Annotated in this window: 20 protein-coding genes and 1 tRNA gene; 10 read left to right on the top strand and 11 right to left on the bottom strand. The window is 60.6% G+C overall.

The genetic code is table 11. From position 1 onward, the window contains the following. Positions 1-12 precede the first annotated feature (12 nt). Positions 13-906, bottom strand: coding sequence for a LysR family transcriptional regulator (locus HNQ72_RS12310; protein ID WP_183992522.1), 894 nt, complete (start codon positions 904-906; stop codon positions 13-15). Between the two features lie 111 nt (positions 907-1,017). Between HNQ72_RS12310 and HNQ72_RS12305 the strand changes: the two genes are divergently transcribed. From HNQ72_RS12305 to HNQ72_RS12285, 5 genes are all read left to right on the top strand, one after another. Continuing rightward, positions 1,018-2,514 carry a CoA-acylating methylmalonate-semialdehyde dehydrogenase gene (locus HNQ72_RS12305; protein ID WP_183992521.1) on the top strand — a complete coding sequence of 499 codons (1,497 nt, stop codon included), beginning with the start codon at positions 1,018-1,020 and terminating at the stop codon, positions 2,512-2,514. 718 nt (positions 2,515-3,232) lie between these two features. Then, positions 3,233-3,706: an iron-responsive transcriptional regulator RirA gene (gene rirA, locus HNQ72_RS12300; RefSeq protein ID WP_183823217.1), complete on the top strand. Its 474-nt coding sequence runs from the start codon at positions 3,233-3,235 to the stop codon at positions 3,704-3,706. Between the two features lie 174 nt (positions 3,707-3,880). Further along, complete coding sequence (locus HNQ72_RS12295; RefSeq protein WP_183992520.1) at positions 3,881-4,912, top strand: AbrB family transcriptional regulator; 1,032 nt, start codon at positions 3,881-3,883, stop codon at positions 4,910-4,912. 45 nt (positions 4,913-4,957) lie between these two features. Next, entirely contained in the window at positions 4,958-5,479 is a 522-nt protein-coding gene (locus tag HNQ72_RS12290) for a gluconokinase (RefSeq protein ID WP_183992519.1), read from the top strand. A gap of 167 nt (positions 5,480-5,646) precedes the next feature. After that, complete coding sequence (locus HNQ72_RS12285; RefSeq protein ID WP_183992518.1) at positions 5,647-6,300, top strand: TetR/AcrR family transcriptional regulator; 654 nt, start codon at positions 5,647-5,649, stop codon at positions 6,298-6,300. A gap of 13 nt (positions 6,301-6,313) precedes the next feature. On the opposite strand, the gene HNQ72_RS12280 is transcribed toward HNQ72_RS12285, so the two are convergent. The 4 genes from HNQ72_RS12280 to prmB all read right to left on the bottom strand — a co-directional run bounded on the left by HNQ72_RS12280 (position 6,314) and on the right by prmB (position 11,459). Then, a complete protein-coding gene (locus tag HNQ72_RS12280) occupies positions 6,314-7,618 on the bottom strand; it encodes an NAD(P)/FAD-dependent oxidoreductase (RefSeq protein ID WP_183992517.1) in 1,305 nt (434 codons plus the stop codon). Between the two features lies 1 nt (position 7,619). Then, positions 7,620-8,978 (bottom strand): glutamine synthetase family protein, encoded by a 1,359-nt coding sequence (locus tag HNQ72_RS12275; RefSeq protein WP_183992516.1) that lies wholly within the window; start codon positions 8,976-8,978, stop codon positions 7,620-7,622. A gap of 227 nt (positions 8,979-9,205) precedes the next feature. Continuing rightward, positions 9,206-10,456: an NAD(P)/FAD-dependent oxidoreductase gene (locus HNQ72_RS12270; protein ID WP_183992515.1), complete on the bottom strand. Its 1,251-nt coding sequence runs from the start codon at positions 10,454-10,456 to the stop codon at positions 9,206-9,208. Positions 10,457-10,544: 88 nt separating this feature from the next. Further along, entirely contained in the window at positions 10,545-11,459 is a 915-nt protein-coding gene (gene prmB / locus HNQ72_RS12265) for a 50S ribosomal protein L3 N(5)-glutamine methyltransferase (RefSeq protein WP_183992514.1), read from the bottom strand. Positions 11,460-11,752: 293 nt separating this feature from the next. On the opposite strand from prmB, the gene HNQ72_RS12260 reads away from it, so the two are divergent. The 3 genes from HNQ72_RS12260 to HNQ72_RS12250 all read left to right on the top strand — a co-directional run bounded on the left by HNQ72_RS12260 (position 11,753) and on the right by HNQ72_RS12250 (position 14,995). Next, positions 11,753-12,580, top strand: a complete 828-nt coding sequence (locus HNQ72_RS12260; RefSeq protein ID WP_183992513.1) for a pseudouridine synthase — start codon at positions 11,753-11,755, stop codon at positions 12,578-12,580. Positions 12,581-12,784: 204 nt separating this feature from the next. After that, positions 12,785-14,149: a dicarboxylate/amino acid:cation symporter gene (locus tag HNQ72_RS12255; protein ID WP_183992512.1), complete on the top strand. Its 1,365-nt coding sequence runs from the start codon at positions 12,785-12,787 to the stop codon at positions 14,147-14,149. A gap of 594 nt (positions 14,150-14,743) precedes the next feature. Next, positions 14,744-14,995, top strand: a complete 252-nt coding sequence (locus HNQ72_RS12250) for a helix-turn-helix domain-containing protein (protein WP_210319569.1) — start codon at positions 14,744-14,746, stop codon at positions 14,993-14,995. A 69-nt stretch (positions 14,996-15,064) separates the two neighbouring features. Here HNQ72_RS12250 and HNQ72_RS12245 read toward each other — a convergent pair whose 3' ends face one another. From HNQ72_RS12245 to HNQ72_RS12220, 6 genes are all read right to left on the bottom strand, one after another. Beyond that, positions 15,065-15,748, bottom strand: coding sequence for a hypothetical protein (locus tag HNQ72_RS12245; RefSeq protein WP_183992510.1), 684 nt, complete (start codon positions 15,746-15,748; stop codon positions 15,065-15,067). A 25-nt stretch (positions 15,749-15,773) separates the two neighbouring features. Then, positions 15,774-16,955 carry a gluzincin family metallopeptidase gene (locus HNQ72_RS12240; protein WP_183992509.1) on the bottom strand — a complete coding sequence of 394 codons (1,182 nt, stop codon included), beginning with the start codon at positions 16,953-16,955 and terminating at the stop codon, positions 15,774-15,776. A 47-nt stretch (positions 16,956-17,002) separates the two neighbouring features. Continuing rightward, complete coding sequence (locus HNQ72_RS12235) at positions 17,003-17,758, bottom strand: TfuA-like protein (RefSeq protein WP_183992508.1); 756 nt, start codon at positions 17,756-17,758, stop codon at positions 17,003-17,005. Between the two features lie 10 nt (positions 17,759-17,768). Further along, a complete protein-coding gene (locus HNQ72_RS12230) occupies positions 17,769-18,971 on the bottom strand; it encodes a YcaO-like family protein (RefSeq protein ID WP_183993114.1) in 1,203 nt (400 codons plus the stop codon). 13 nt (positions 18,972-18,984) lie between these two features. Continuing rightward, positions 18,985-22,086, bottom strand: a complete 3,102-nt coding sequence (locus tag HNQ72_RS12225) for an ATP-binding protein (RefSeq protein WP_183992507.1) — start codon at positions 22,084-22,086, stop codon at positions 18,985-18,987. A 316-nt stretch (positions 22,087-22,402) separates the two neighbouring features. Then, positions 22,403-22,476 (bottom strand) — tRNA-Gln (locus HNQ72_RS12220). 547 nt (positions 22,477-23,023) lie between these two features. On the opposite strand from HNQ72_RS12220, the gene HNQ72_RS12215 reads away from it, so the two are divergent. Together HNQ72_RS12215 and HNQ72_RS12210 are read left to right on the top strand one after the other, a co-directional pair. Next, positions 23,024-24,436, top strand: a complete 1,413-nt coding sequence (locus HNQ72_RS12215) for a Ppx/GppA phosphatase family protein (RefSeq protein ID WP_444544451.1) — start codon at positions 23,024-23,026, stop codon at positions 24,434-24,436. Beyond that, the gene (locus HNQ72_RS12210; protein WP_148147392.1) at positions 24,433-25,173 is read left to right on the top strand and encodes an RlmE family RNA methyltransferase; all 741 of its coding nucleotides are present in this window, start codon (positions 24,433-24,435) and stop codon (positions 25,171-25,173) included. Before HNQ72_RS12215 ends, HNQ72_RS12210 begins: the two co-directional genes overlap by 4 nt. The last annotated feature ends 2 nt before the right edge of the window (positions 25,174-25,175 follow it).

The following is a 25,175-nucleotide window of genomic DNA, read 5'->3' as shown; positions in this document are numbered from 1 at the left end:
TTTTGAGAATTGCTACGCCGGCTCGACAACGAAGATATGGCTTTCCGCAGCCACAAGTTCGCGGATGTAGTCGACCACGATCCGAAGCCGGGCAAGATCGCGCGATGTTTCGTGATAGGTCGTCCAATAGGATCGCTTGAGCGAGACCTGCGGCAGCACCCTGACGAGCTCAGGATATTGCCGCGCCACATAATCATGCAGGATGCCGATGCCCGCGCCCGCCTTGACCGCCTCGGTCTGGCCGATCGCACTGGATATCTCGAAACCCGCATCCCAGTCGCGCATGATCTCGCCGGTAAAATTCAGCGACGGCGAAAAGATCAGATCCTCGACATATCCCACCCGCGCATGCCGTCTTAGGTCCTCTGCCGTTTCCGGTTCACCTGCCGCATCGAGATAGGTACGCGAGGCATAAAGGCCGAGCGTGTAGTCGGTCAGTCTGGAAGAGACGAGCCGGCCCTGTTCCGGTTGCTCGATGGTGATCGCAATATCCGCCTCGCGCTGCGACAGCGAAAAATGCCGCGGCACCGGCACGAGCTGGATTTTCAGTTCAGGATGCCGGCGGGTGAGACGGCTCATCCGCGATGCGAGAAAAGAGACGCCGAAACCGTCCGGCGCGCCGATCCGCACCGTTCCGGCAATCACCGTGTCGGTACTGGCGGTCCGCGCCTGCGCCGAAAGCATTTCGGTTTCCATCTTTTCCGCCGCCGCCAGCAGCACTTCGCCTTCCGCCGTCAGCGTGCAGCCATTGGTCCGGCGCACGAGAAGCCGCGTCTGCAGCGCATCCTCCAATGCTGTCATCCTGCGCCCGAGCGTGGCATGGTTGATGCCGAGGCGCCGAGAGGCGGAGAGAAGCTGGCCGGTCCGTGCCACCGCCAGAAACATCCTGACATCATCCCAGTCCATTTGCGTCACCGTCTAATGTCGAAATTTGCACAACAGTTGCGTAAACTATCGCGTTGAATTGCGCAAATTCGAGTGACATTCTGTCCGCTATAGAAAACCAGGAGGAAACCCATGCAGGAAATCGGTCATTTCATTGGCGGCAAGCGTGTCGCTGGAACCAGCGGTCGCACCGCCGACGTCTTTAACCCGGCAACCGGCGAAGTGCAGGCCAAGGTCGCGCTTGCAAGCGTATCCGAAATCCGCGCCGCGGTTGAAAACGCCAAGGCGGCTCAGCCGGCATGGGCCGCCACCAACCCCCAGCGCCGCGCCCGCGTTTTCATGAAGTTCGTCGATCTGCTCAACCAGAATATGGATGAGCTTGCAGTCATGCTGTCAAAGGAACACGGCAAGACGGTCGAGGATTCGAAGGGCGATATCGTCCGCGGCCTGGAAGTCTGCGAATTCGTCATCGGCATCCCGCATCTCTCCAAGGGCGAGTTCACCGAAGGCGCCGGCCCGGCAATCGACATGTATTCGATCCGCCAGCCGGTCGGCATCGGCGCCGGCATCACGCCCTTCAATTTCCCCGGCATGATCCCGATGTGGATGTTCGCGCCGGCAATCGCCTGCGGCAACGCTTTCATCCTCAAACCGTCCGAGCGTGATCCGTCAGTTCCGCTTCGTCTCGCCGAACTGATGATCGAGGCCGGCCTGCCTGCCGGCATCCTCAATGTCATCAACGGCGACAAGGCGGCTGTCGATGCGATCCTGACTGATCCGGATATCGGTGCCGTATCCTTCGTCGGCTCCACACCGATTGCCCGTTATGTCTATGGAACGGCAGCTCAGAACGGCAAGCGCGCCCAGTGCTTCGGCGGCGCCAAGAACCATATGATCATCATGCCGGATGCCGATCTCGATCAGGCGGTCAACGCGCTGATGGGTGCAGGTTACGGTTCTGCCGGCGAGCGCTGCATGGCCGTTTCCGTTGCCGTCCCGGTCGGCGAGGAAACCGCCAACCGTCTGGTCGACAAGCTGATCCCGAAGATCGAAAGCCTGCGCATCGGCCCTTATACCGATGACAAGGCCGACCTGGGGCCGGTTGTCACCAAGGCGGCGCAGGAGCGTATCAACGGCCTGATCGACAAGGGCGTCGAAGAGGGGGCCAAGCTTCTCGTCGATGGCCGCGGCTTCAAGCTGCAGGGATATGAGAACGGCTATTTCGTCGGCGGCTCGCTGTTCGACAACGTCACGCCGGACATGGAAATCTACAAGCAGGAAATCTTCGGCCCCGTGCTCTCCGTCGTCCGCGCGACCAATTACGAGGAGGCCCTGTCGCTGCCGATGAAACACGAATACGGCAATGGCGTCGCGATCTATACCCGTGATGGCGATGCCGCCCGCGATTTCGCATCCCGCATCAACATCGGCATGATCGGCATCAACGTGCCGATCCCGGTTCCGCTCGCCTACCATTCCTTCGGCGGCTGGAAGGCGTCATCTTTCGGCGACCTCAACCAGCACGGCACGGATTCGATCAAGTTCTGGACCAAGACCAAGACGATCACCGCCCGTTGGCCCTCCGGTATCAAGGACGGCGCAGAATTCGTCATGCCGGTCATGAAATAATCTGGATACCATCGATGGCGGGTATGATCGTATCCGCCATCCAGCTTTCGCTTAATCAACTACCCCTCACGAAAGGTTGACGTAGTCGCCAGTTGCCCTAATTTGACGCGGGTAGGAGTGGGAGTTGTGTAATGGTTTACGAATGGGACGAAAAGCGTGCCCGTCGCACGTATTTGGCGCGTATTGGCCTAAGCATCCTGGCAATCACGATAACCTTGGGCGTTTCCGCAGCGATTGCTATCGCGATGTCTATCGGTTGAGCCGTCCCAGCAGCCTATTTCAAACATGTCAGCCAAAGCCCGCTAATGATGTGGCGCGAAAGGCATGCGGTGAAAGGGCGTGAAGTCTGCGAGTGGGCATATGGTTCGCTGGCGCAGGGCGTTTTTTCTGATAGCTGGTCTCAGCAGGCCTACAGTTTCCTCGCAAGAAAACTTCCGGCGCCCGATCAAGGTGGTGCTGAACCTATTTGTCACAGCCATGGTATGAATGTCCTTTGTCAAGGATTGCACGCTGACGCGGGTGTAAGCAGATGGTGATCGCCACCGGGAAAACCGCACCTAGTGGTTGCTTTATGTTGATCGCTTCATTCAGGATTTGCTTTTTTGTGTATTCGGTGAATTAGTGCACTTGAAAACATGATCCCGATTTTCCTATTTTGGAATTGTTCAAAACTAGGGAAGCGTCTATATAGAGTTCTCTCGAGTCTTCGGAGACCATCATGCGCCTGACCAAACAGACCAATTATGCTGTAAGAATGCTGATGTATTGTGCAGCCAATCACGGCCATCTCAGCCGCATTCCGGAGATTGCCAGGGCATATGGCGTGTCCGAACTGTTCCTGTTCAAGATCCTGCAGCCGCTTAACAAGGCTGGCCTGGTCGAGACGGTTCGTGGACGCAATGGCGGCGTGAAGCTTGGTCGCGCAGCCGACAAGATCACTCTCTTCGACGTCGTGCGTGTCACCGAAGACAGTTTCGCGATGGCGGAATGTTTCGAGGATGACGGCGCGATCGAATGTCCTCTGGTCGATAGCTGCGGTCTCAACTCCGCGCTTCGCAAGGCATTGAACGCCTTCTTTGATGTTCTGGCCGAATACACGATCGACGATCTGGTCAAGGCACGTCCGCAGATCAACTTCCTCCTCGGCCTCGATGCGGTCGATATGAAGAAGGTTGTCGCTCCGGCGGCCTGATCTCACCAAAGCTTTTTCGACGAAAAACGCCGGTCGCTCCGGCGTTTTTTGTTTCTGGCGACCGCACTTGGTTGACCTTCCTGCCGCAGTGGCTAGAACGAATTATGTCTTGCCATGCCGGCAGTCTGCCGTGTCGGCAGCCTGTTGCATCGACAGGTATCAGGGCCGGTCTGTATGAATTTTCCCGAACTGCGCCAATTTTTTATAACGTTGCTGATCGGAACTGCCGGCGCACTTATAGCTATCGCAATAGGCTTTCCTGCCCCCTATCTCATCGGACCGGCGCTTGCTGTCACCTTTGCTGGTCTAACCGGACTTCGTCTGGGCGTCCCGCTTATCGTCCGGAACGCCTGCTTCGTGATCATCGGCATATCGATGGGCTCGACAGTTACGCCGGAGATTTTTGTTGCGGCACGCACCTGGCCGCTCAGCTTTGTCATGGTCTTCGTGGCGATCATTATCCTGCTTTTTTCGGCGGCCTGGGTGCTTCAGCGCCTGTTCCGTTACGATCGCACGACAGCGCTTCTTGCCGCATCGCCCGGCCATCTGGGGTATGTTCTGAGCCTCGCCGCCGAAATGCGCTGTGATCTTCGCGCCGTCAGCATTTCCCAGAGCGTGCGCGTGCTTGCGCTGACGATCAGTGTCCCGCTGATCGTTGAATTCTTTGATTTGGCCGACACCGACGTGATCGTTCTGCCCGACGCGATGAGCATGCCGATCTTCGTCGTGATGCTGATTGCATCAGCCGGTTTCGGCCTGCTTTTCCAGCGTTGGAAGTTTCCCGCGGCCCTTCTGCTTGGCGGCGTTTTTGTCTCCATCTCCACCCATATCACCGGCACCGTTTCGGGCGCCGTTCCCAACTGGCTGCTGATCCCGATCTATGTATTGCTCGGCTCGTTGATCGGTTCGCGCTTTTCCGGCCTGTCCTTCGCCGATCTGCGCCTTGCCATCGTTTCGGGCTTGGTCGTCACGGTCGTCGTGATGGCGCTTGCGGGGAGCATTGCCGTTATCGTCTCCTATTTCGCCAATGTGCCGCTTGATGCGGCGCTAATCGCGTTTTCTCCCGGCGGGCTGGAAACTATGGCCGCCATGGCCGTCATGCTTCATGCCGATCCCACCTATGTCGGCGCCCATCATGTGCTAAGGCTGATGTTCCTGTCCGTGCTGATGCCGCTCGTCATCGGCAGGGATGCAAGATTGAAATAAAATTCGTCGCGTCAGATGCGCAGACACAAGCAGGGAGAAGAACGAATGTCGAAGACGATCATCGTCATGGGGGTTAGCGGCGCCGGCAAGACGTCGATTGCCGATCTTCTGGCAAACCGTCTCGGCTGCAAGTTCGTCGAAGGAGATAGGCTGCATCCGGAGGCGAACGTCAAGAAGATGGCGGAAGGCACGCCGCTGACGGACGAAGATCGCTGGCCGTGGCTGGATATCATCGGCAACGAACTCAAGACCGCCCGCTCTGCCGGGGAAGATATTGTCGTGACATGCTCGTCTTTGAAGAAGATTTACCGCGAAAGACTTCGATCTGCTGGCGGTGATCCGCTCTACTTCGTGTTCCTCAAGGGCTCGCCGGAGCTTTTGGCCTCCCGCATGGGCGCTCGCAAGGGCCACTTCATGCCGACCTCCTTGCTGCAGAGTCAGCTTGCAACGCTTGAAAGCCCGGAGGATGAGGTTAATGTGGTGACCGTCGATATCGACGCCTCGGTTCCGCAGATCGTGGAGGATGCGATCGGCAGGCTGGAAAAGCTATGGCGAGAAGATAGTTGAGCGATAGCTCGCCGGGATCGGCATTTCTTGACGAATTAATCTTTTATTTAGATTTTTTGCTTGGCCCGGTGATCTGAACCTCACCCTATTACGTATAACACTCAATTAGCGTTGTCGGTTTCGCCGACATCGTTTGGTCAATGAGTGTTGGTGGGAAAAGAGATCGCATGCAGGAGTCTAGCCAGGGCGCGGGTCGTGCCGCGCTTCGCCGGGTGCCGAAACAGGAAAGAAGTCGTGAGCGTATCGGCGAGATCCTGAAAGTCGCGAAGGAACTGATCGGGCAGAAGGGTATTGATGCGGTCACCATGAAGGAGATTGCAGCGCTTTCTGGCGGTCCCATCGCTTCGGTTTACCAGTATTTCCCCAACAAGTCGGCCATCATCGCCATGCTCTATGAGCTTTATGTCGAAGAGGTTCGCGAACTGATTGCCGGCCATGTTTCGCATATTGAAACCGCCGACGACGCCTTGCGCGCCACCGATGATTTGTTCGACATGTATTACGAGCGCATGCGGCAGGAACCCTCGACGCAGGACCTGCTCAACGCAATCCAGGCGGACAAGGCGCTTGCCGACCTTGATATCGCCGAGACGCGCGCCCAGGCGGATGGCTTCTTCCAGCTGACCAAGCATTTCGTCGCCGAACCGCTGCGCGAAAGTTATGCGCAGACCCTGTTCGTCATGTTCCACATGGCCGGCGCCACCCTGCGTCTGGCCCTGATGGTGCCTGCTGAAGCGGCCCAGATCTCCGGCCAGTTCAAGTCGATCGTGCGCACCCACGCGACCTATTTCCTCAAGGGACATTTCCCGGCAATCGCGTAAGTTTCGGGCGTCGTCAGACGCCCAACTTGTCCCTGATGCCGTAATACCACGCGCCAAGCGCGGTAAGCGGCACGCGGAACATCCGCCCGCCGGGGAAGGGCAGGTTGGGCAGCGATGCCCAGACGTCGAACCGCTCGGCATGGCCGGCCACCGCCTCGCCGAGGATCTTTCCCAAGAGATGCGTCGTCGTTACCCCATGGCCGCTGTCGCCGTGGGAGAAATAGACCTGGTCGCTCAGCTTGCCCATATGCGGGATGCGGGTCAGAGTCAGCGCGAAATTGCCGCTCCACGCATAATCGATCTTCGTGTCCTTCAGCTGCGGAAACGTTTTCAGCATGTTAGGACGGATCACGCCGGTCAGGTTCTTCGGATCATTGCCGCCGTAACCGATGCCACCGCCATAAAGCAGCCGGTTGTCTGAGGTGCGGCGATAATAGTCGAGAATATAATTGGCATCCTCGACGCAGTAATTCGCCGGCAGCAAGCTCTCGATCAGCGAAGCCTCAAGCGGTTCTGTCACCATCACCTGGCTCGATACCGGCATCATCCGGCCATGCACCTTTGGGAAAAGCGGTGCCAGATAGGCATTGCCGCAGATCAGCACATAGGAGGCCGTCACCGAACCGGCGCCTGTACTGACGACGGGCCGAGCCTTGTCGGTGTCGACCGCAATCACCCGCGAGCCCTCGAAAATCTTCGCACCGAGGTTTTCCGCAGCGCGTGCCTCGCCGAGCACGAGGTTCAGCGGATGGATATGCCCGCCGAGCTTGTCGATCATTCCGCCGGCATACCGATCGGTCTTCACATATTTGCCCACGTCCGCCTTCGACACCATTTCCAGACCCGGATGCCCATGGCGTTCCCAGTCGGCCTTGTGATGCTCCATCTCGCGGATCTGCTTGTCGGTGAAGGCCGCAAAGAACCCGCCATGTTCGAGGTCGCAGTCGATCGCATATTTTTCGACCCGCTCGCGGATGATATTGCCGCCTTCGAGCGACATCTTGCCAAGCTCGATCGCCTTGTCGCGGCCGTAACGCCCGGCAATCGTTTCCAGATCACGACTGTAGCCGTTGACGATCTGCCCGCCATTGCGGCCGGACGCGCCGAAACCGATCCGTTCCGCCTCCAGCACCACGACCGAGAAACCGCGCTCTGAAAGCTCCAGCGCCGCCGATATGCCGGTGAAACCGGCGCCGATGATGCAGATATCGGTCTCGATATCGCCGGCAAGGGCAGGGCGCACGCGCTTGTCATTGGCGCTTGCCGCATACCAGGAGCCGGTATGGCCGGGATTGGTGGCGCTGTCTCGAAACGTCATCTCATACCGTCCTTATATAGGCGTCATATTCCACGTCGGTGACGCGCAGCGAAAACTCGGCCAGTTCCTGTGCCTTGCAGGCACTATAGAGCGACCGGTATTTCGGGCCGAGTGTGGCATAGGCGAAAGTGGATCGGGCAAACTGCCGCAGCGCATAATCCCAGTTGGTCGGCAAGGGATCGTGGTTGATCGCATGCTCGTCGCCGGTAATCGCCCCGCCCGGATTGCGCTTCTCCTTGATGCCGGAAAGTGCCGCATTGAGGATCATCGCCAGCGCCAGATAGGGGTTCACGTCAGCCCCCGCCACCCGATGCTCGATCCGCGTTGCAGGCTTTGACGCCGTGATCACCCTGACCGCCGCAGACCGGTTATCGAACCCCCAGGACGCATAGGTTGGCGCATGTTCCGATGGCCGAAGCCGCCGGTAGGAATTGGCATGCGGCGCAAACACCGCCATGCTTTCCGCCATATTCTCCAGAAGCCCGCCGACCGAGTGGAACAGCATTTCCGAAGGCCCGTCCTCGCCGGCATAGACATTGCGCCCGCTCTGGTCGATCAGCGAGAAATGAACATGCATGCCGCTTCCCGCCTGCATGCCATAGGGTTTGGCCATGAAGGTCGCGTCGAGATCGTTCGCCCGCGCCACGCCCTTGACGATCCGCTTCAAAAGCACCGCATAATCGGCGGCCATTAGCGCATCCGGCACATGGTTGAGATTGATCTCGTACTGGCCGGGACCGTTTTCGCGCACCACCATGTCGGCCGGTATGCCCTGTGCTCGCGCCGCACTGGCAATGCCATGGAACACGTCTTCGAAATCCTGCAACTCGGAAATCGAAAGCACCTGCGTCTGACCCGTATGCCAACGCCCCTCGCGCGAATTCGGCGGCCGCACAGGATCGAGCGCCGAACGCAGCGGGTCGATCAGGTAGAATTCGAGTTCCGTCGCCACCACCGGCGTCAGCCCGATTTTCGCAAAACCTTTCAGCACATTGGCCAGCACCTGCCGCGGATCGCCATAAAATCCTTCGCCGTCCGGATCGCGCATGCCGAGCAGAACCTGAGCCGTTGGCCTGTTCAGCCAGCTGATGCGTGACAGCGTGCCGGGAATGGGAAAACACAAACCGTCCGGATCGCCGGTACCCTGCGCCAGCCCGGCGGCATTCACGTCCCGGCCCCAGACATCGAGCGCATAGACCGAGCGCGGCATCGCCATGCCCTTTTCCAGCACGTCGAGCGCTCGTTCGCGCGGTATCCACTTTCCGCGCGGAACACCATTCGCGTCGATCACGAAGGCTTCGAGAACCTCGATATCGGGATTGGCATCAAAAAAGCTTTTTGCGTCGGCAACATCATTCATGAAACACCAGAAAATCCAATCGAACCCGGGGCGAAAAATGCCCGTTCACGCCTGTAATCAAGCGCGCTAACGGTCGAGAAATCTGGCGTCGTAGATGAGATAACGTGCCATTGTCATGTCAGCCCGGCGGATCGGGGCGATCATCCGGGCATCGTTCCCTTTGATTGTTCCACGAAGCCTAACCCGGCTTTTTGCCAAAAGCCAGCCCGTCGCCTGTGATCGCTCCTTCAGGCGTTGAACCGCTCCGGCCGATAGGCGGAAATGTCGATCAGCGTCTTTTCGCCTAGGATCGCCTCGGCAATCACCTGACCCGTCACGGGCCCGAGCGTCAGCCCGTGATGCGCATGGCCGAAGGCAAACCAAAGTCCCTCATGCCGCGGCGCCTTGCCCATCACCGGCATCATGTCCGGCGTGCAGGGGCGGGCGCCCATCCAGGGCTCTTGGTCCAGCCTTTCGCCAAGCGGAAGAATGGAACGCGCCACCGCTTCCGCGCGGGCCAACTGTACCGGCGTCTTCGGCGCATCCCGACGAGCAAATTCCGCCCCGGTAGTCAGCCTGATCCCTTGGTTCATCGGCGCCAGAAGATAACCGCGCTCCGCATCCAGCAGCCAGCCGTTGAGCACCGCATTGCCCTTGGGCGCGTAATGCATGTGATACCCGCGCTTCACCCCGACGAGGAAATTGTAGCCGAGCGGCTTCGTCACCACATCCGACCACGGCCCGAGCGCCACGACCACGTCCTTGGCTTCCACCGTGCCGTCCCCCGCCACGACCCGCCAGCCGCTCGTGGTTCTCGAAAGACTGCGCGCATCGCCCTTCAACACCTTGCCGCCGAGCTTTTCGAACAGCCGCACATAGGCCTGGCTCAGCGCCAGCGGGTCCTTCACCGACCACGGATCTTCCCAGCGCAACGCACCCGCGAAATCCTTTGAAAGATGCGGCTCCCGCACTGCCAGATCCTTCGGCGAAAGCGCCTCGAACGCTACGCCGTATTCCCGTCCCAGCCTTTCGGCCTCGCGCAGCTCGCCATCCCGTTTGGCCGGCGTGCGAAAAATCTCCGTCCAGCCGTTCTTGGCGATCAGGTCCTGCGCGCCCGCTTCCTCGATCAGTTCGTTATGAGTGGAGATCGAATGCTCGATTAAAGGCGCATAGGCGCGGGCGATCAGCTGGTGGCGGGAAAGGTTCGAATGCCACCAGTATTTCGCCAGAAAGGATGAGACGGAAGGCATCGCCCTCCAATGAAAATGCGAGTCGATCCGGTTGTTCAGCGCATAGCGCAAGATCTGGCCGAACTGCTGCGGAAAGCCGTAAGGGACAACACCCTCGCGCTGGATCAGCCCGGCATTGCCATAGGATGTCTCACGACCCGGCTCGCCCCGGTCGACCAGAACCACCGCCTTGCCGCGACGGGCAAGCTGAAGCGCCGTCGAAATGCCGACAATGCCAGCCCCAAGCACGATGACATCCGCAGCCGCCATGATCTTTCGTCTCCACGCTCATTCGATCACCGGAACATGCAGCCCCGGTGACACTCGCGCAAACGAAAAATGCAGAATTGGCGGGTGCTTAGCCCTTCAGCGCCTCAGCCGAAATAAAGAATACGGCATCCTGCGATTCCGCCGTTTCCAGCCAGAGGAATTCCAGATGCGGATATTCCTCCTCGAGGATTTCGCGACCCGAGCCGATCTCGCAGATCATCCCGCCTTCAGGGTTCAGATAGTCGCCGGCCTGGTCCAGGATCTGGCGCACCAGATCGAGCCCGTCCTCGCCGCCATCATGCGCCATGGCAGGCTCCGCCTGATGCTCCGCCGGAAAACCGGCCATCGAGGCATGGTCCACATAGGGCGGGTTGGTGATGATCAGGTCATAGGTCTTGCCCTTCAGCGGCGCAAACAGATCACCCTGATGGAGCGACACCTGTTCTTGAACCTCATGCTCGGCCACGTTGATCTTGGCCACTTCCAGCGCATCGGCAGAAAGATCGACGGCATCGATTGCCGCATTGGGGAAGAACTTTGCCGCAAGCACCGCAAGGCAGCCAGAACCGGTGCAGATATCGACGGCGCTTTCCACCGCGAAAGGATCGGGCAGATAGGCAGAACCCTGCTCGCCCAGATATTCCGAAAACAGGATCTCGCCGATATGCGAGCGCGGCACGATCACCCGCTCGTCGACATGGAAGCGCACGCCCTGAATATAGGAATGGCCGGTAATGTAAGACGAAGGCTTGCGTGTCGTTACCCGCGTCTCGATCCGCTCGGCCAGCAGCTTGCGCTCGGAAGGCAGAAGCCGCGCATCGAGAAACGGATCGAGCGCATCGATCGGCAGGTTCAAACTGTCGAGCAGCAGAAACGCCGCATCGTCGCCCGCCGTCGTCGTGCCATGCCCGTAGCCCAGCTCCGCTGCATTGAAACGGGAAATCGCATAACGCCAGTAATCGCGCAGCGTCACGAGGTCTGTCGTAATATTGTCCTGGCTCACCGGCGTCTCTCTTTGTCGCAGCTGGGTTTTGATCACATCCGGACCATATAGGACTGGACGAAGCCGGGCATAGAATGGCAAGGGCGGATGGGTCAACAGGGAAGGCTGGACAAGATCGGTCCTGCCCCTCCTGACAAGGGGAATGGCTTAATTCAGCCGAGATTAGAAATAGAGCGGGTCGGTGCCGCTTGTAATCTCCCCCCTCGTGGGGGAGATGGCCGGCAGGCCAGAGGGGGGCGCCAGAAACTCATAGATCAGCGGCATACCAATCGTGTCGGCAGGAACAATATGAAATGAACGAAAAGCCCCGACGCCCCAAGCCAACCCAGAACCGCCGACCGACGGCGGCGCCCGCTCGCAAACCCGCCCCGTCATCCTCCGGCAAGCGCGTCACGCTTCCCCGTGCCCTGTCGAAACTCGGCTTCTGCTCACGCACCCAGGCCGAAGAGCTGATCCGCGCCGGCCAGGTCAGCGTCGATGGCCGCACGGTCACCGACATCGAAGCCTGGATCGACCTCGACACCGCAAAGCTCGCTGTCGATGGAAAGCCGGTTGCCGCCGAAGCGCCCGTCTATCTCATGCTCAACAAACCCCGCGGCCTCGTCACCACCCGCCACGACCCGCAAGGCCGCCCCACCGTTTTCGATTGCCTCAAGGACTTCGACCACACCCATCTGTCGCCCGTCGGCCGGCTCGACAAGGCAAGCGAAGGCCTGCTGCTTTTCACCAACGACACGCAATTCGCCAATGCGCTGCTTGACCCCGAAACGCATGTGCCGAAAACCTATCACGTCCAGATCGACACGCTGGTGGACGACGCGATGCTGAAATCCATGACAAGAGGCATCGAGCAGGACGGCGAAACCTTGAAGGCACGCCGCGCGATAAAACTACGCGAAGGGGAAAAGAATTCCTGGCTGGAAATCGAGCTGGACGAAGGCAAGAACCGCCACATCCGCCGCATGCTCGAAGTCCTAAACATCACCACGCTGCGCCTCATCCGCGTGGCGATCGGCACTCTCGTTCTCGGCGATTTGGAAAAGGGCGCAGTCCGGGCGTTGAGCGATGCGGAGCTTGGTGATCTGCGTCTTCAGGCGAGTATCCGCCCGATAACCCGCTGAAGTATCGACCCGATCCCTGCGCGGGCTTTGGTGCAGAAATCCCGCCTGCTGCCAAAGCTTGGAAAAATAAACTCTTTTCCCTATGAGCCTATAGGCGGGCGATTTCTTAACTTGAGCGCCCCTTGGAGTATTTTAGGCCGTCTGAGCGGGATGTGCGCAATTGCCACTGCATCCCGGCCTTTTTGCATTTGAAAGTTCAATAACATGCCCCAGGCAACCTCTTCCCCGGCTCCTTCGAGCCCAAAACCCATCTATCGCAGCTTCGGTTTTCAGGTCCTGATCGCGATGGTGATCGGCCTTCTTCTCGGCCTCCTGGCGCGCAATATCGGTCCTGATGCCGCCGGTAACCAGAACGGACTGTCCGTAACGCTGCAGACGATCGGCACGCTTTTCGTCCAGCTCCTGCGCGCGCTCGTTCCGCCTCTGATCTTCACCGCCATCGTTGCCTCGATCGCGAACCTCAAGAACCTCAACAATGCGGCGAAACTGGTCTGGCAGACGCTTCTGTGGTTTGCCATCACCGCGCTGATTGCGGTTGTCATCGGCATCGCGCTGGGCCTCATCATTCAGCCGGGCCTCAACACCACCGTCGCCGAGACCGCAGCCAAGGCGCCATCCTCCACCGGCTCGTGGCTCGATTTCCTGAAAGGTCTGGTGCCGGTCAACGTGCTGGGCCTTGAGGCCTCGACGAAGCTTAACAATGGCGCCGCCTCGACCTCGCTGAATTTCAATGTCCTGCAGCTTCTCGTCGTCTCCATCGCCTTCGGCGTCGCGGCGCTGAAGGCCGGCAAGGCGGCCGAACCGTTCCTCGCCTTCAACCAGTCGCTTCTCGCCATCGTGCGAAAGATCCTCTGGTGGGTCATCCGCCTGACGCCGATCGGCACGATCGGCCTGCTTGGCCGCGCCGTCGATCAATATGGCTGGACGACGCTGTCGCAGCTCGGCTGGTATGCCGTTGCCGTCTATATCGGCCTGGCGCTGGTGCTTTTTGTCGTCTACCCGGTTCTGCTTGCGGCCCATGGCCTCAACCCGGTGCGTTTCTTCGCGGGCGCATGGCCGGCGATCCAGCTGGCATTCGTTTCCCGCTCGTCGATCGGAACGCTGCCCGTCACAGAAACCGTCACCGAAAAGAGCCTCGGCGTCCCGCGCGAATATGCAGCCTTTTCCGTGCCGCTTGGCGCAACGACCAAAATGGACGGTTGCGCCGCCATCTACCCGGCCATCTCGGCGATCTTCATCGCCCAGTTCTACCAGGTCCCGCTCGGCATTCAGGAATATGTACTGATCGTCTTCGTGTCGGTCCTCGGTTCGGCGGCCACCGCCGGCCTGACCGGTGCCGTCGTCATGCTGACGCTGACGCTGTCGACGCTCGGCCTGCCGCTTGAAGGCGTCGGTCTACTGCTGGCGATCGACCCGATCCTCGACATGGGCCGCACCGCGGTCAATGTCGCCGGCCAGGCGCTTGTCCCCACCATCGTTGCGAAGCGGGAAGGCATACTCGATGAAACGGTCTATGCCGGCACCAAGCATATCGAAGCGCTCGACCACCACGAAGGCGCCCACGCCTGATGCTCCGGCGGGCCGCCTCGACCGGCGGCCCGCGGCAATTCACGAATCACGAAGCGGACGCACCCATTGCGTCCGCTTTTTCATTTGCGGGGAGTGAAAGCTGCACAGATGACACAAGGCAGGTCGCGAACTACCGTCGGATCGCGGTATAACTTTATGATGGGCGAAGAGAATATTGGCTGGGGATCTTTAATTGCCACATAATTTCAATGACTTGTAAGAAAATTCTTGAAGCCCCTCTGTTTTCCAATCGCGAGCGACCGTGGATGCCATCTTTGAGCCCTGGCTTTGGGCATCAGTCAACTGGACGGTCTAACGGCAATAATTTCCGCTTTCGGGCCTCATGTTTGCGGTGAGGCGGCCAAAGGCTCACGGCAGTTTTGCGCCTCCATAGTAGCCATCCCGCCATTTCAGTGACGAGGGCTCGGCACTGCAGTGTAGTGGCGTTATGCTGCAATCCGAAAAAGTCTGGTTCCGAAAGGACATATTGGCGAGTCTGATCCGGGGCGAGATGGCTTTATGGCTGCTGTGCTAACGACGAGGAACACCGGCAGACAAATGCCAGCACGGAGACAATACTGGCAGCAGCCTAAGATGTTCCTCTTGCGCCCTTTTGCCGAGGCGCTCTACTGTTTCGATGCACTGCACCGGCCACTGGCAGACGCGGAAAATCCGCTGACCGGCCGGCAGCGGCAGATATTGACGATGATGGCGCAGGGCAAGACGAGCGGCGAGATCGCCGAGGAGCTGAACCTATCGCGGCGGTACCGCGCGAGAATGATGCGCTCCACCGGGATCAGGAACGCTGCGGAACTGATGGCCTTGAGTTCGACCCAAATGAATTGAGGTGTGTTTGGGACGCATGAACGGCGTGTGGCCGATTGCTTCGGCCACACTAGCCGCGTGATACCGGAGTCAGCCGCTGATCGGCGGCCGCGACGGTGCAAGCCTCATGGTCTGTGAGTAGGCGAGCGGAGAACGGTTGCCCGGAAGATTGGCGTCAAGGATGAGTGTCTTCACATCGTCGACGCGAATATCGATTACGACGACATCCTCCAGCTTGTCGATCTGCCATACGGCATAGCCGAGGCCTGGACCGTATCCGCAATCGCATTCGCAATAGCCGGATGTCAGCTGGTGGGGTAGACATGGCAGGAACATGATCAACGGCTTTGGCAAATCATAGCAGTGCCCTTCATAGGAATAGCCGTATATGACGCCGATGCTCCTGCCTTTGTCATCGTCGCAGCATTTCTTGGAGGATATCTCCACCGGGAGAGAATAAATATCGAAACCCAGCAGGCCCGCGAGTGTGATTTTTTCCTTAAAAATCCCAAGAAAGTTATTGGGATCAAGGCTGTATGCCAGACTTTTTCTTGCGATTTCCGCTATTTTCTTTGTATCGCCCTCGATGTTGTTGACGTGCAGGTCGTTTTCGAGGCGTTTTAGTGCCTCTTCCTCGGAATGTACAAAGATGGGCGCGTGAGGAGCCGGGCGCCCATATAATCGCACTTCGCCCGGTCTATAGGTGCTATAGTTGGGAGGCGTTAGGTCTGTTGGGTTTTGACCTACACCGGGATGGCAGCAGCAGTCGCTCATGTTCCCCTCCTATCAAGGACTGGTTTCAACTGATGATTTCACGCCATACAAAATTTGCCTCGAGCCGTTCGGCCGCGACCCCGTCGACCGTTGCTGCAACCACCGCCCTTGCGACTTGATCAAGCGTCATGGTGTTTGGGTCGAGCGAGCGCAGCGACCCCGCGAGCGCGCTACCGACCTGGTCGCGGGCGGTTTCGAGTGCCAGCTTGAAATAGAGCGGCCGGTCGCGAAACGATCGCTCGGTTAAGCCGCGAAACTCGTCGAATTGGTCGAGCGTCAATTCACGGAGATCGACGTCGAGCAGGCGCGGGTCGGCGAACCCTTCGCGAACCAATTGGCGGTGGTAGACGTCCACGATGCTGTCGAAGATCGCGCCGAGGAAGGGGAGCGAGCGGTCGTGCGGTTCGCGGGTGGTTTCCGACATGCGGCGGAAATTGGTAGCCAGCCGGATTTGCGTCTCGGGACTGGTCTCGGCGAAACGGTTGAGCTCGTTGGAGAGCAGAAGATTGCCTTGCGTCCGACGCAGCAGCCGGTCGACGGCGGAATCGAAATGCAGCAGCGAAATCAGCGACACGCAGTCGGAAAAGGCTTCCGAAAACGGGAAGAAATCGGCCTCGCGCGATGTGATCATCGGGATGCCGAGTTCCGACAGGCTGATGAAATGGCCGATCTCATGGGCGATCGTGTCGAAGCTCAGCGCATAGGGCCGTAGCACGCCGCCAACGTCGGAGGCTCCCAGTTCCAGATAGCCATAGCCCGCATGCGCGTTGTCCCAGTCGACCAGGGGAATGATCTCCAGGCGGCGAAACGCCGGGTCGAAGAACCAGCGGATGCGATGACCGAGATAGCTGTGCCAGATGTCGAGCACGAAATGTACGCAGGCATAGGCGTGGACGCCGAGGTAGGCCCGCGATTTCGGGTCCATATTGTCGAAGTTGCGATCCGGCCCCGACCGGGCCGCCGGTCGCCGCTCGCCTTCGAATGGTGGTAAATCCTCGGGACCGTATGGCTGCTTTTCAATCAACGGATCGACCACGTAAATCCACGGGTCGCTCGGTCCGTCGTGGATCTCGTCGGGCAGGATCGAGAGCCAGACTCGATCGGGCTCCTCGTAGCCGGGGATGAAGGGCGGCTGCGGAAAAATCCAGAATCGTGTTCCGATGCGTGGCTTCACGCGTTCCGTCACATTGTTCGGATACGGTTCCATGGCACAATCGCTTTCGAAGAAGAAGGATTGAGCAACCACATGCTTAATTAGTAATTTCGTATCAAGTCGATGTCAATATGCGAGGCTTCCAAATCTCTCATGAAAGTATTGGTCGCGACCCAGGCGAGATCAACGTCTTGGCCCTGCGGTTCTACTTTAAGGGTGGGCGCCTTACGTAACGCAAGGAGGGCGTCCAGGCGCTTTTGCCCGTGCATTTCTTTCCGCAATGCCGAAATACGGTCGCTGGAAAATCCCGCGGTGCGCAATAGGGCTGCGAGTGAGCGATCGCGAAAGTTCGTGCCGCGCGCCAATGCGATGAGCTGGTCATGCTCATCGGATGTCATCATATTACGGCGGGCAAGCGTCGAGAACGTCCGTTGAAGGTCGACCAGTGCGTCCGTGAGCGGCAGAAAGCCGAGTTCGGCGGGCCCTGACTGCACGGCGACCGCATCCTCCGCCGTCAACGGCCAGCGCCGGTACCACCTATAGATCAGGCCTACGCCGATCATGCCATAGGGCGTAAGCTCGGCCGCCCGCAAGGCTCCCATGCTGGCCGCGCCGATCATGACGATGCCTTGTGCCATCGCCCAGAGAATTTCCTTGTGGCGGACGGCGGGACGGTCCTCGAACTGTCCGTCGATCAGCACCATCGCGCGGGGGCGGAACGCGTGCGCGGCAAGGATGACGTCACCCTGGGATACCGGCTGCAGATAGATCGCGTCGAGCGCTGCCTGCGCCTCGTCGAGACGTAGCGTGGGGCCGAGAAATACCAGAATTGGACCTTTACTTTCGGTATTCGTCATCGGCAACCCCTCAACGCAAAATTGAAAACGGCCGTGCACCCGCAAGAATGGTTCGCACGCAGGCCACGCCTGCTTCGGCGTCCGCTCCGACCGGTACGGCGAGAACAGGTCCAAGCCCGCAGGCGGCAACCCGGTCGACGACGTCGCGCAGGCATGTTGGGGCGAAGGGCGACGCTGCCGTACCCGCAGCCGTGGCTTCGAGGATCAGGCGGCGGGCGTCCGCGACGAGCGGATCGGTGCTCTTGCGATAGTGTTCGCGCGTCTGGTCGTCGCGCGCGCCGGAAATCGCCCCGGCGCGCGCCGACAATGCCTCCAGCATCGCGCTCGCCGCGGCTGTCTCGACGGTAAAGCCCGCGGAATGGCCCTCCGTCGGCAACGCCAGGGTCGGCTCAGCCGCGCCGGCCTCGATCGCCTGGCACCAGATCACCGGTAGGTCGGTGGGCGAGGGGGCGTGCCAAAGCGCGAAAGCGATGCCCTGCGTCCGGGTGACCGAAAGAATATGCTCGACCGTCGGCCCGATGTGCGATGTCGCTATGCGGCGGCGATCGAAGAAGCCGTGGGTGGTGAAGGCCCGCGCGATCGCGTCGCGTTCGATGCATTCCAACAGTCCATGCGCGAAGGCATCGCGCGCCGTGCTGTGGCAGGCAAGGCCGGTGGTGGTGCGGACGAACAATCCGTCGCCCTGTGGCTCGGGATCGGTATAGCAGGTGTGAACAAGTTCGAGCGGCACCGGCTGCGGCGCTCCGCTCGCGACATCGACAGCCAATGTCCAGGGAATTGGCAGCGATCGCCATGCGGTGCCGGCGTGGGGAAGCAGCAGGTTTTCGAGCAGGGCCGCGTCGATCCGGAGCTCGTCGGCGGTCGCAAGAAAGCAGTCCGAGGAGGGAATGCGCTCGGCGAAGAAACGCTCGAGACCCTCCATGATCGCCCCGACCGCCGCCTCCATCAGGGTGAGGCCGCGGCCAAGCGAGGTCACCTCGGAAAGCGCGGCCGGCTGGATGGCCTGCACCACCGGCAGACCGAGACGGTCGAGCCCGGTCAGGTCGGCGAGACGGGTGATGCCGGCCCGGCGGCTGAAAGGGAGTAGCCTGCGAAAACACGCCTCGGCGGCGCCGGGGTCGGCCGGCGTATCGAGCGGTTGCCTCAAGCCGGCGGCAAGCTCGTCGCGAAAGTCGGCAATCCGTCCGTCGATCGCCGGCGGGACAGGGGGCAGGCCTTCGGCCGTGTCAGCGTCCGATAACAACGCCCAGCTCCCGGGTTGAGCGGCTCGCCCTTTGCAGCAGAGCCATCGCACCCTGGCTTTCGGCGATGGTCACGGCGGTCAGCAGTTCGGCGGCGACAAGATTGGTTTTCACGTTTCCCTGAGCGCGCAGCACGGCCCGGCAGCGGTAGAGTTCGGAGAGCCAGTAGGCATGGCCGGTTTCCTTGGCCTGCCAGATGGCATCGGTGACGACGTCGATGGCCTGCTCATACTTGCCGGCAAGGCCGAGCAGGGTCGCGTGCATGTAGAGATAGATCGGCAGGTCGGCGACGGCGCCGAGATCCTTGAGCAGCGCCAAACCCTCGCCGAACATCTCATGGCCGGCGAGGAGGTCGTCGCTGTGGGCTTTGGCCCAGCCGCCGAAAAGCAGCGACATGCCAGCGAGCGACTGCATCTCATGTTGCTGGGCAAAGAGCTGCATCCGGCTCGAAACATCCGCCAGCCGCTCGAAATCGTCGCGGTAGAAGGCCGAGACCGCCTCGGTGTCGAGCGAATGGGCGGTACTCGGAACATGGCCGATGCGCTCGACCAGGCTGACCATGTCCGCAAGTGCTGTGTCCGAGGCCGAGCCCTGTCCCGTCAGCCAGAGCGACAGAGCGAGTTGTCCGAGGCCACAGACCTTGGCGTCGTGGCCGCCATAGAGCGTTCGCGCGGTTTCTGCCGATCGCTCGTCGTAGAGCGCAATCCCCGCCGTGATCGCCTCCTGCGTCTCCTTGTGCCGGCCGAGATTGAAGTCGATCGCCCAGATGCAATGCTTGACCTGCAGGGTGATTTCGCGATCTTCGGTGCCAAGCATCATCATCTGCACTTCGAGTGCGCGGTCGTGCATGACGAGAAAGTCAGGCCCGGTCAGCCACCAGCCCCAATAGATCGGAAACCACTTTGGCTGGTCTTCCTTCGGCTGGCGGCGGGCGATGGCGACGCCGTCTTCGTACAGCTTGCGGGCGGGCGGAGAATTGGCGCCGATGAGGCCAGTGAGGATCGGGCCGAGCCTGGTGAAGGCGGAAAGCCGCAAGGCGTCGACCGCCTCACTTTCGTCCATCTCGGCGCAAAGGGCGAGCGCGTGCTCCAGATGGTGGCGCGCCTCGATCATCGCCGAGCGGCCGGCACTCTCGGAGCCGGCGGCGATGAACAGCCGAATTGCCTCCTCCGTGAGCCCGGCGCGTTCCGCCTGGTCGGCGAGCCCGCCGGTGTCGATCCATTCCGCCAGCCCACGGTCGTCGCTGACGGCGTTGAACAGCCGCCGGTGCAGAACCTGCCGTTGGGTGCGCAGCAGTGCCTTGTAGATCGTTTCCTGGATCAGGGCGTGTCGGAAGCGGTAGATCACGGTTCCGCCGGTTCGGCCACGCGTCAGAAAGCCGGTTTCGCACAGCACATCCGCCGCACTCGCCAGTGACCGCCTGGCGAGATCCGGCAAAAGCGCGTGAAGCAGCGATAGCGTCGTACGGCCGCCGGCGATCGCCGCGGCTCGCGCCACGTCCCGCGCCGGTCCGAGGCGCGCGAGCCGTTCGTCGAGAATCCCTTCGAAGGCAAGCGCGTGCGTGTGAGAGACCTTGGCCTCGCCCTCATGCGCGATTGCCTCAGGAATATTCGCCGCATCCGCAGGCGCGATCTCCGTGATCCACTGGCAGATCTCCTCGATGAACAGCGGAACGCCGCCGGAAATCCGCTCCGTCGCCTCCAGAAGTTCCGGAAGTGCCGTGCGCTTGTGTGCCGGCCAACTCGCTTCGATCGCCTGCTTCGTCTCGCCGCGATTGAGTGGCTTCAACGACAGGTGCACCACGTCGGCACCGTCGGCCCAATCCATCGCGGTGCCGGGGCGCAAGGTGACGACGAGAAGGATGGGAAGCCGTGAAACTGTGCGGGCGATTTCCCCAAGGAGGTCCTGCGACGTCGGATCGATCCAGTGAATATCCTCGACCGCCATGATCAGCGGACCGCGGGCGCCGACGGTCTCCAGCGCATGGATGGTCGCCCGCCGGGCCCTGTCGCGGATTGCCTTGGGATCACTGCCGGAGAGGGACTCGTTTCGGCCCGCAGCGCCGAGCAGATACGAAAACAGTTCGGCGACGTCTGGCTCTTCTATGCCGTGGTGCGCGAACGCGGCGGCGACGGTTGTCGCCGCCAGGCGTGAGGGGCCAGCCGCCTTGGACGCCGTGCCGGGAAAGCCATGCATGAGCGGGTGAAGCGTGGAGCGCGCGCCGCCGGGCGCGCACTGAAACAGGAAGGCCCTCGATCGCTCCTTGCGGGTAAGCTTGCGGATCTCCCGCAAAAGCCGTGATTTGCCGATGCCGGCGTCGCCTTCGATCGCCAGGATCTGGCCTTTCCCGGCCAAGACCTCTTGCCAGCAACGGCCAATTGTCTCAAGCTCGGCGGCACGGCCGATTAAGGAACCGCCAAGCCGTCCGAAGGCGTAGAAGCGGGTGACTTCGGTACGATGTTCGAGCGCGCGCCAAACCCTTTCGGGCTCGGCAAATCCCCTTAGCGACCGGCTGCCCTCGAAGATGAAGGCGTAGGCGCGTCCAGCGAGGGTCTTCGTTTCCTCCGAGACGAGAATGCTGTCAGGGGCCGCGAGCGTTTCCAGCCGCATCGCCATGGCGAGCGCCGCCCCCGTCACCGGCTCCTGCGAAGGGACGTCCTCGCGCGGTTCCTGGACCAGCGCGATGGAGGTGGCGATGCCGACGCGGACATGCATGTCGCTGCGCCGCGCCTCGCGGCCGATGCGCCGGCAGGCCTCGATAACGTCGAAGCCAGCGCGAATCGCCAGCGACGCGGCATCGCGCGAGCCAAGTTCCGTCGGGAAAAGGGCAACACCGCCGTCACCGGCCTCGAGCCGCATCATGCCGGAACGCGCGACGATCGCCGACCGCACCGCCTGCTGAAAGGCGGAAATCAGCTCCTGGAAGTCCTCGATATCGAGTTGATGGAAAAGATTTGTCGATCCGACAAGATCGTAGCAGAGTGCCGTGATGAGGCGCCGCTCGCTGCCATGCTCCGCCGGCCGCGCACCCCCGCCCGGCGATTTTCGTGGGTGCTTCGGTGAATTGATAGGACTTTCGCTCGCCATCGCCGCCCCTTGCGTGTCTGCTAAATCCTGCACCTGACAGAGCGACTATAACACAGGCCGACACGATGTGTCGGTAGCCAAAAGTTGAAAGGAGATGGGATTGTACGCGGCACGAAATTCCGTGCGGCGGGGCAGACCCGCACGTCGAAATTACGTAACGATTTCAAAAAGAGTGTGTCGCCGTGGTGCTAAGTAGATATGCATCACGCAGTTTTTTCATGTAGGCCGTCTGCCATGATGGATCGCGATAGTCAGCTATCTGCAGAACGCCCATCCCCGTAAGGGGTTACGTCTCTGAATTTCTTGAAGAAGTTTTTGGCTGGGGAACCTGGATTCGAACCAAGATTAACGGAGTCAGAGTCCGTCGTTCTACCGTTGAACTATTCCCCAGCAGGAAGCGGCGCTTGGCCGGTTCGTCGGTGTGCGGCGCTTATAGCCAAACCTTCGCGACTTGCAAATAGTTTTTTCTGAAAAATTTGCAGCATGTTGAGTTAGCCACTTTTGGTCGCCGTTCGGAAAAAGACATTGGCGAATTGCGCTTGCGCTGTTATCCTTGGCGCAACGAAGCAATCAGACGCAGCAGCACGCCTTTTGGAGGCGGTGCGCCGCGAAATGGATAGAACGACCAATGGACCCCGATAGCGGCCGTATGCCGCCAGATGGCGGGGCGTCGGCCGGAGAGCGTGGGGCAGAAAAGCGGCCCCGTCGCAGGAAAGGGAAGCGCGGCGGCAAAAACCGCAATGCGAACGCTTCCCAACACGCGTCATCAGCCGTTCAGGCTGACCCGGCCGCGCGCCCAGAGAAAAAGCAGGACTCGTCAAGACAGGACGTGGCTAAACGCGATGCCGGGAAATCGGATGTCGCGAAGCAGGATCAGCCTGCGCGCAAACGTAAGCGCAGGCGCTCCAGATCTCATTACGGCGCATCGTCCGATCACATGTCACAGACTGCAGCCGGTGCTGCAGGACATTCCGGTGGCAAGCCGCATGCCGATGCTCGAGGCGGATCATCCCATTCTGCAGGCGCATCGAATGCCGGCGCAAGCGTGCAGCAGCCCCATCATGCGGGTGGCGAAGGCGCATCGCGGAATGATGGCAAAAATCACGGCGGCCAGTCTCACGGCGGTAGAGGGCGTGATCGGCGCAAGAAGAACCGGGCCGGTCGCGGACTCCAGGGGCGTCCCCTCACACAGGCCAAGGGCGCTCTGAACGGTGTTTCGCAGCCTGCGTTGACGCGGGCGATGTCGTCCTCCGAGCAGGGCAACAGCATCACCCCGGCGCTTCAGTCGGTCGAAGCGACGCTTCCCTTCCACGACGATCTTTATGCCGCGCTCGATCTCGGCACCAACAATTGCCGCCTGCTGATCGCCCAGCCGACGCGTCCCGGCCATTTTCGTGTCGTCGATGCGTTCTCGCGTATCGTGCGCCTGGGCGAGGGGCTGGCAGCCACCGGCCGGCTGTCGAACGACGCGATGGACCGTGCCGTCGAGGCTTTGCGCATCTGCGCCTTGAAGCTCGCCGCCAAGCCGATCCGCAAGATGCGGTTGATTGCAACGGAAGCCTGCCGCGCCGCCGCAAACGGCGAGGAATTTCTGGCGCGGGTGACTGCCGAAACCGGCCTTGAGCTGGAAATCATCGATCGTGAGACAGAGGCGCGGCTCGCCGTTTCCGGCTGCTCTTCGCTCGTGGGGCGCGAGGCGCGTTCGATCGTGCTGTTCGATATCGGCGGTGGCTCGTCGGAAATTGCCGTCATCCGCATCGCCGACAATCGCTCATCACGGCTTGCCAACCATATCACGCATTGGACCTCGCTGCCCGTCGGCGTCGTCACTCTGTCTGAGCGTTATGGTGGTCGCGATGTGACGCCGGATGTCTTCGAGGCGATGATCTGCGAGGTTCAGGGCATGCTGGCAAAATTCGATTGCCCGCCGCCTGAGGCTGTTGACAACGGCAGCGACTACGATTTCCACCTTATCGGCACATCGGGCACAGTGACGACGCTTGCCGGGGTCCATCTCGATTTGCCGCGTTATGACCGTCGCAGGGTCGATGGCCTGTGGCTGTCGGATGCGGAAGTCACCGCCATGCAGGCAAAGCTGCTCTCATGGGATTTTGCCGGTCGTGCTGCCAATCCGTGCATTGGCCCCGATCGGGCTGATCTGGTGCTCGCCGGCTGCGCCATTCTGGAGGCGATCCGCCGCCGTTGGCCAAGTCCCAGGATGCGGGTTGCCGATCGCGGGCTGCGCGAAGGGCTTTTGACCGATATGATGGCCGATGATGGCGTCTGGCGGCGCATTCGCTCGAGGAGATCGGGCTCGACAGGTTCCGGAGAGGTTTTGAGACGGCGATGACGAAGACACCGGTCGGAATAAACAGAACAGGGCGAAAGCTCGGCCAGAAGGTCAAGAAGGGCAAGCTGAAGGCGTCTTCACGCCGCTGGCTGGAGCGCCACATCAACGATCCTTACGTCCAACGGGCAAAGCTCGAGGGGTATCGCGCCCGCGCAGCCTTCAAGCTGCTCGAGATCGATGAAAAGCACCAGATCCTGAAAGGCGCCCGTCGCATCATCGATTTGGGCGCAGCACCTGGCAGCTGGTCGCAGATTGCCGCCAAGGTGACGAACTCGACGGACGAGGATCCGCGTGTCGCAGCCATCGACTTCCTCGAGGTCGATCCCTTGCCGGGTGTAAAAATCCTGCAGCTCGACTTTCTTGATGACAGCGCGCCTGCGCTTCTGAAGGAAGCGATCGGCGGAGTGCCGAACCTCGTGCTTTCCGACATGGCGGCGCCGACGACCGGCCATCACCGGACCGACCACCTGCGCACCATGCATTTGTGCGAAGTCGCGGCGCATTTCGCCATCGAGGTTCTGGCCGAAGGCGGCCACTTCCTGGCCAAAACCTTCCAGGGCGGCACGGAAAAGGATCTGCTGGATCTCCTGAAGAAGAACTTCAAGCAGGTCATCCATGTAAAGCCCGCGTCCTCGCGTCAGGAATCGGTCGAGATGTTCCTGCTTGCCAAGCACTTCAAAGGTCGCAGGGCAGAGGATGCCGACGCCGAAGTCGTTTCCGAGACGTCTGACGACTGATC

The sequence above is a fragment of the Aliirhizobium wenxiniae genome (genome assembly GCF_014201355.1).
GTDB lineage: Bacteria > Pseudomonadota > Alphaproteobacteria > Rhizobiales > Rhizobiaceae > Neorhizobium > Neorhizobium wenxiniae.
Note: the sequence above shows the minus strand (reverse complement) of the source record. Positions and strands in the feature narration are given on the sequence as shown.

Bases quoted from the DNA above. Each gene is read 5' to 3' on its own strand.
- HNQ72_RS12310 (WP_183992522.1), bottom strand. From the start codon at position 906: ATGGACTGGGATGATGTCAGGATGTTTCTGGCGGTGGCACGGACCGGC.
- HNQ72_RS12305 (WP_183992521.1), top strand. From the start codon at position 1,018: ATGCAGGAAATCGGTCATTTCATTGGCGGCAAGCGTGTCGCTGGAACC.
- rirA (WP_183823217.1), top strand. From the start codon at position 3,233: ATGCGCCTGACCAAACAGACCAATTATGCTGTAAGAATGCTGATGTAT.
- HNQ72_RS12295 (WP_183992520.1), top strand. From the start codon at position 3,881: ATGAATTTTCCCGAACTGCGCCAATTTTTTATAACGTTGCTGATCGGA.
- HNQ72_RS12290 (WP_183992519.1), top strand. From the start codon at position 4,958: ATGTCGAAGACGATCATCGTCATGGGGGTTAGCGGCGCCGGCAAGACG.
- HNQ72_RS12285 (WP_183992518.1), top strand. From the start codon at position 5,647: ATGCAGGAGTCTAGCCAGGGCGCGGGTCGTGCCGCGCTTCGCCGGGTG.
- HNQ72_RS12280 (WP_183992517.1), bottom strand. From the start codon at position 7,618: ATGACGTTTCGAGACAGCGCCACCAATCCCGGCCATACCGGCTCCTGG.
- HNQ72_RS12275 (WP_183992516.1), bottom strand. From the start codon at position 8,978: ATGAATGATGTTGCCGACGCAAAAAGCTTTTTTGATGCCAATCCCGAT.
- HNQ72_RS12270 (WP_183992515.1), bottom strand. From the start codon at position 10,456: ATGGCGGCTGCGGATGTCATCGTGCTTGGGGCTGGCATTGTCGGCATT.
- HNQ72_RS12260 (WP_183992513.1), top strand. From the start codon at position 11,753: ATGAACGAAAAGCCCCGACGCCCCAAGCCAACCCAGAACCGCCGACCG.
- HNQ72_RS12255 (WP_183992512.1), top strand. From the start codon at position 12,785: ATGCCCCAGGCAACCTCTTCCCCGGCTCCTTCGAGCCCAAAACCCATC.
- HNQ72_RS12250 (WP_210319569.1), top strand. From the start codon at position 14,744: ATGTTCCTCTTGCGCCCTTTTGCCGAGGCGCTCTACTGTTTCGATGCA.
- HNQ72_RS12245 (WP_183992510.1), bottom strand. From the start codon at position 15,748: ATGAGCGACTGCTGCTGCCATCCCGGTGTAGGTCAAAACCCAACAGAC.
- HNQ72_RS12240 (WP_183992509.1), bottom strand. From the start codon at position 16,955: ATGGAACCGTATCCGAACAATGTGACGGAACGCGTGAAGCCACGCATC.
- HNQ72_RS12235 (WP_183992508.1), bottom strand. From the start codon at position 17,758: ATGACGAATACCGAAAGTAAAGGTCCAATTCTGGTATTTCTCGGCCCC.
- HNQ72_RS12225 (WP_183992507.1), bottom strand. From the start codon at position 22,086: ATGGCGAGCGAAAGTCCTATCAATTCACCGAAGCACCCACGAAAATCG.
- HNQ72_RS12215 (WP_444544451.1), top strand. From the start codon at position 23,024: ATGTCACAGACTGCAGCCGGTGCTGCAGGACATTCCGGTGGCAAGCCG.
- HNQ72_RS12210 (WP_148147392.1), top strand. From the start codon at position 24,433: ATGACGAAGACACCGGTCGGAATAAACAGAACAGGGCGAAAGCTCGGC.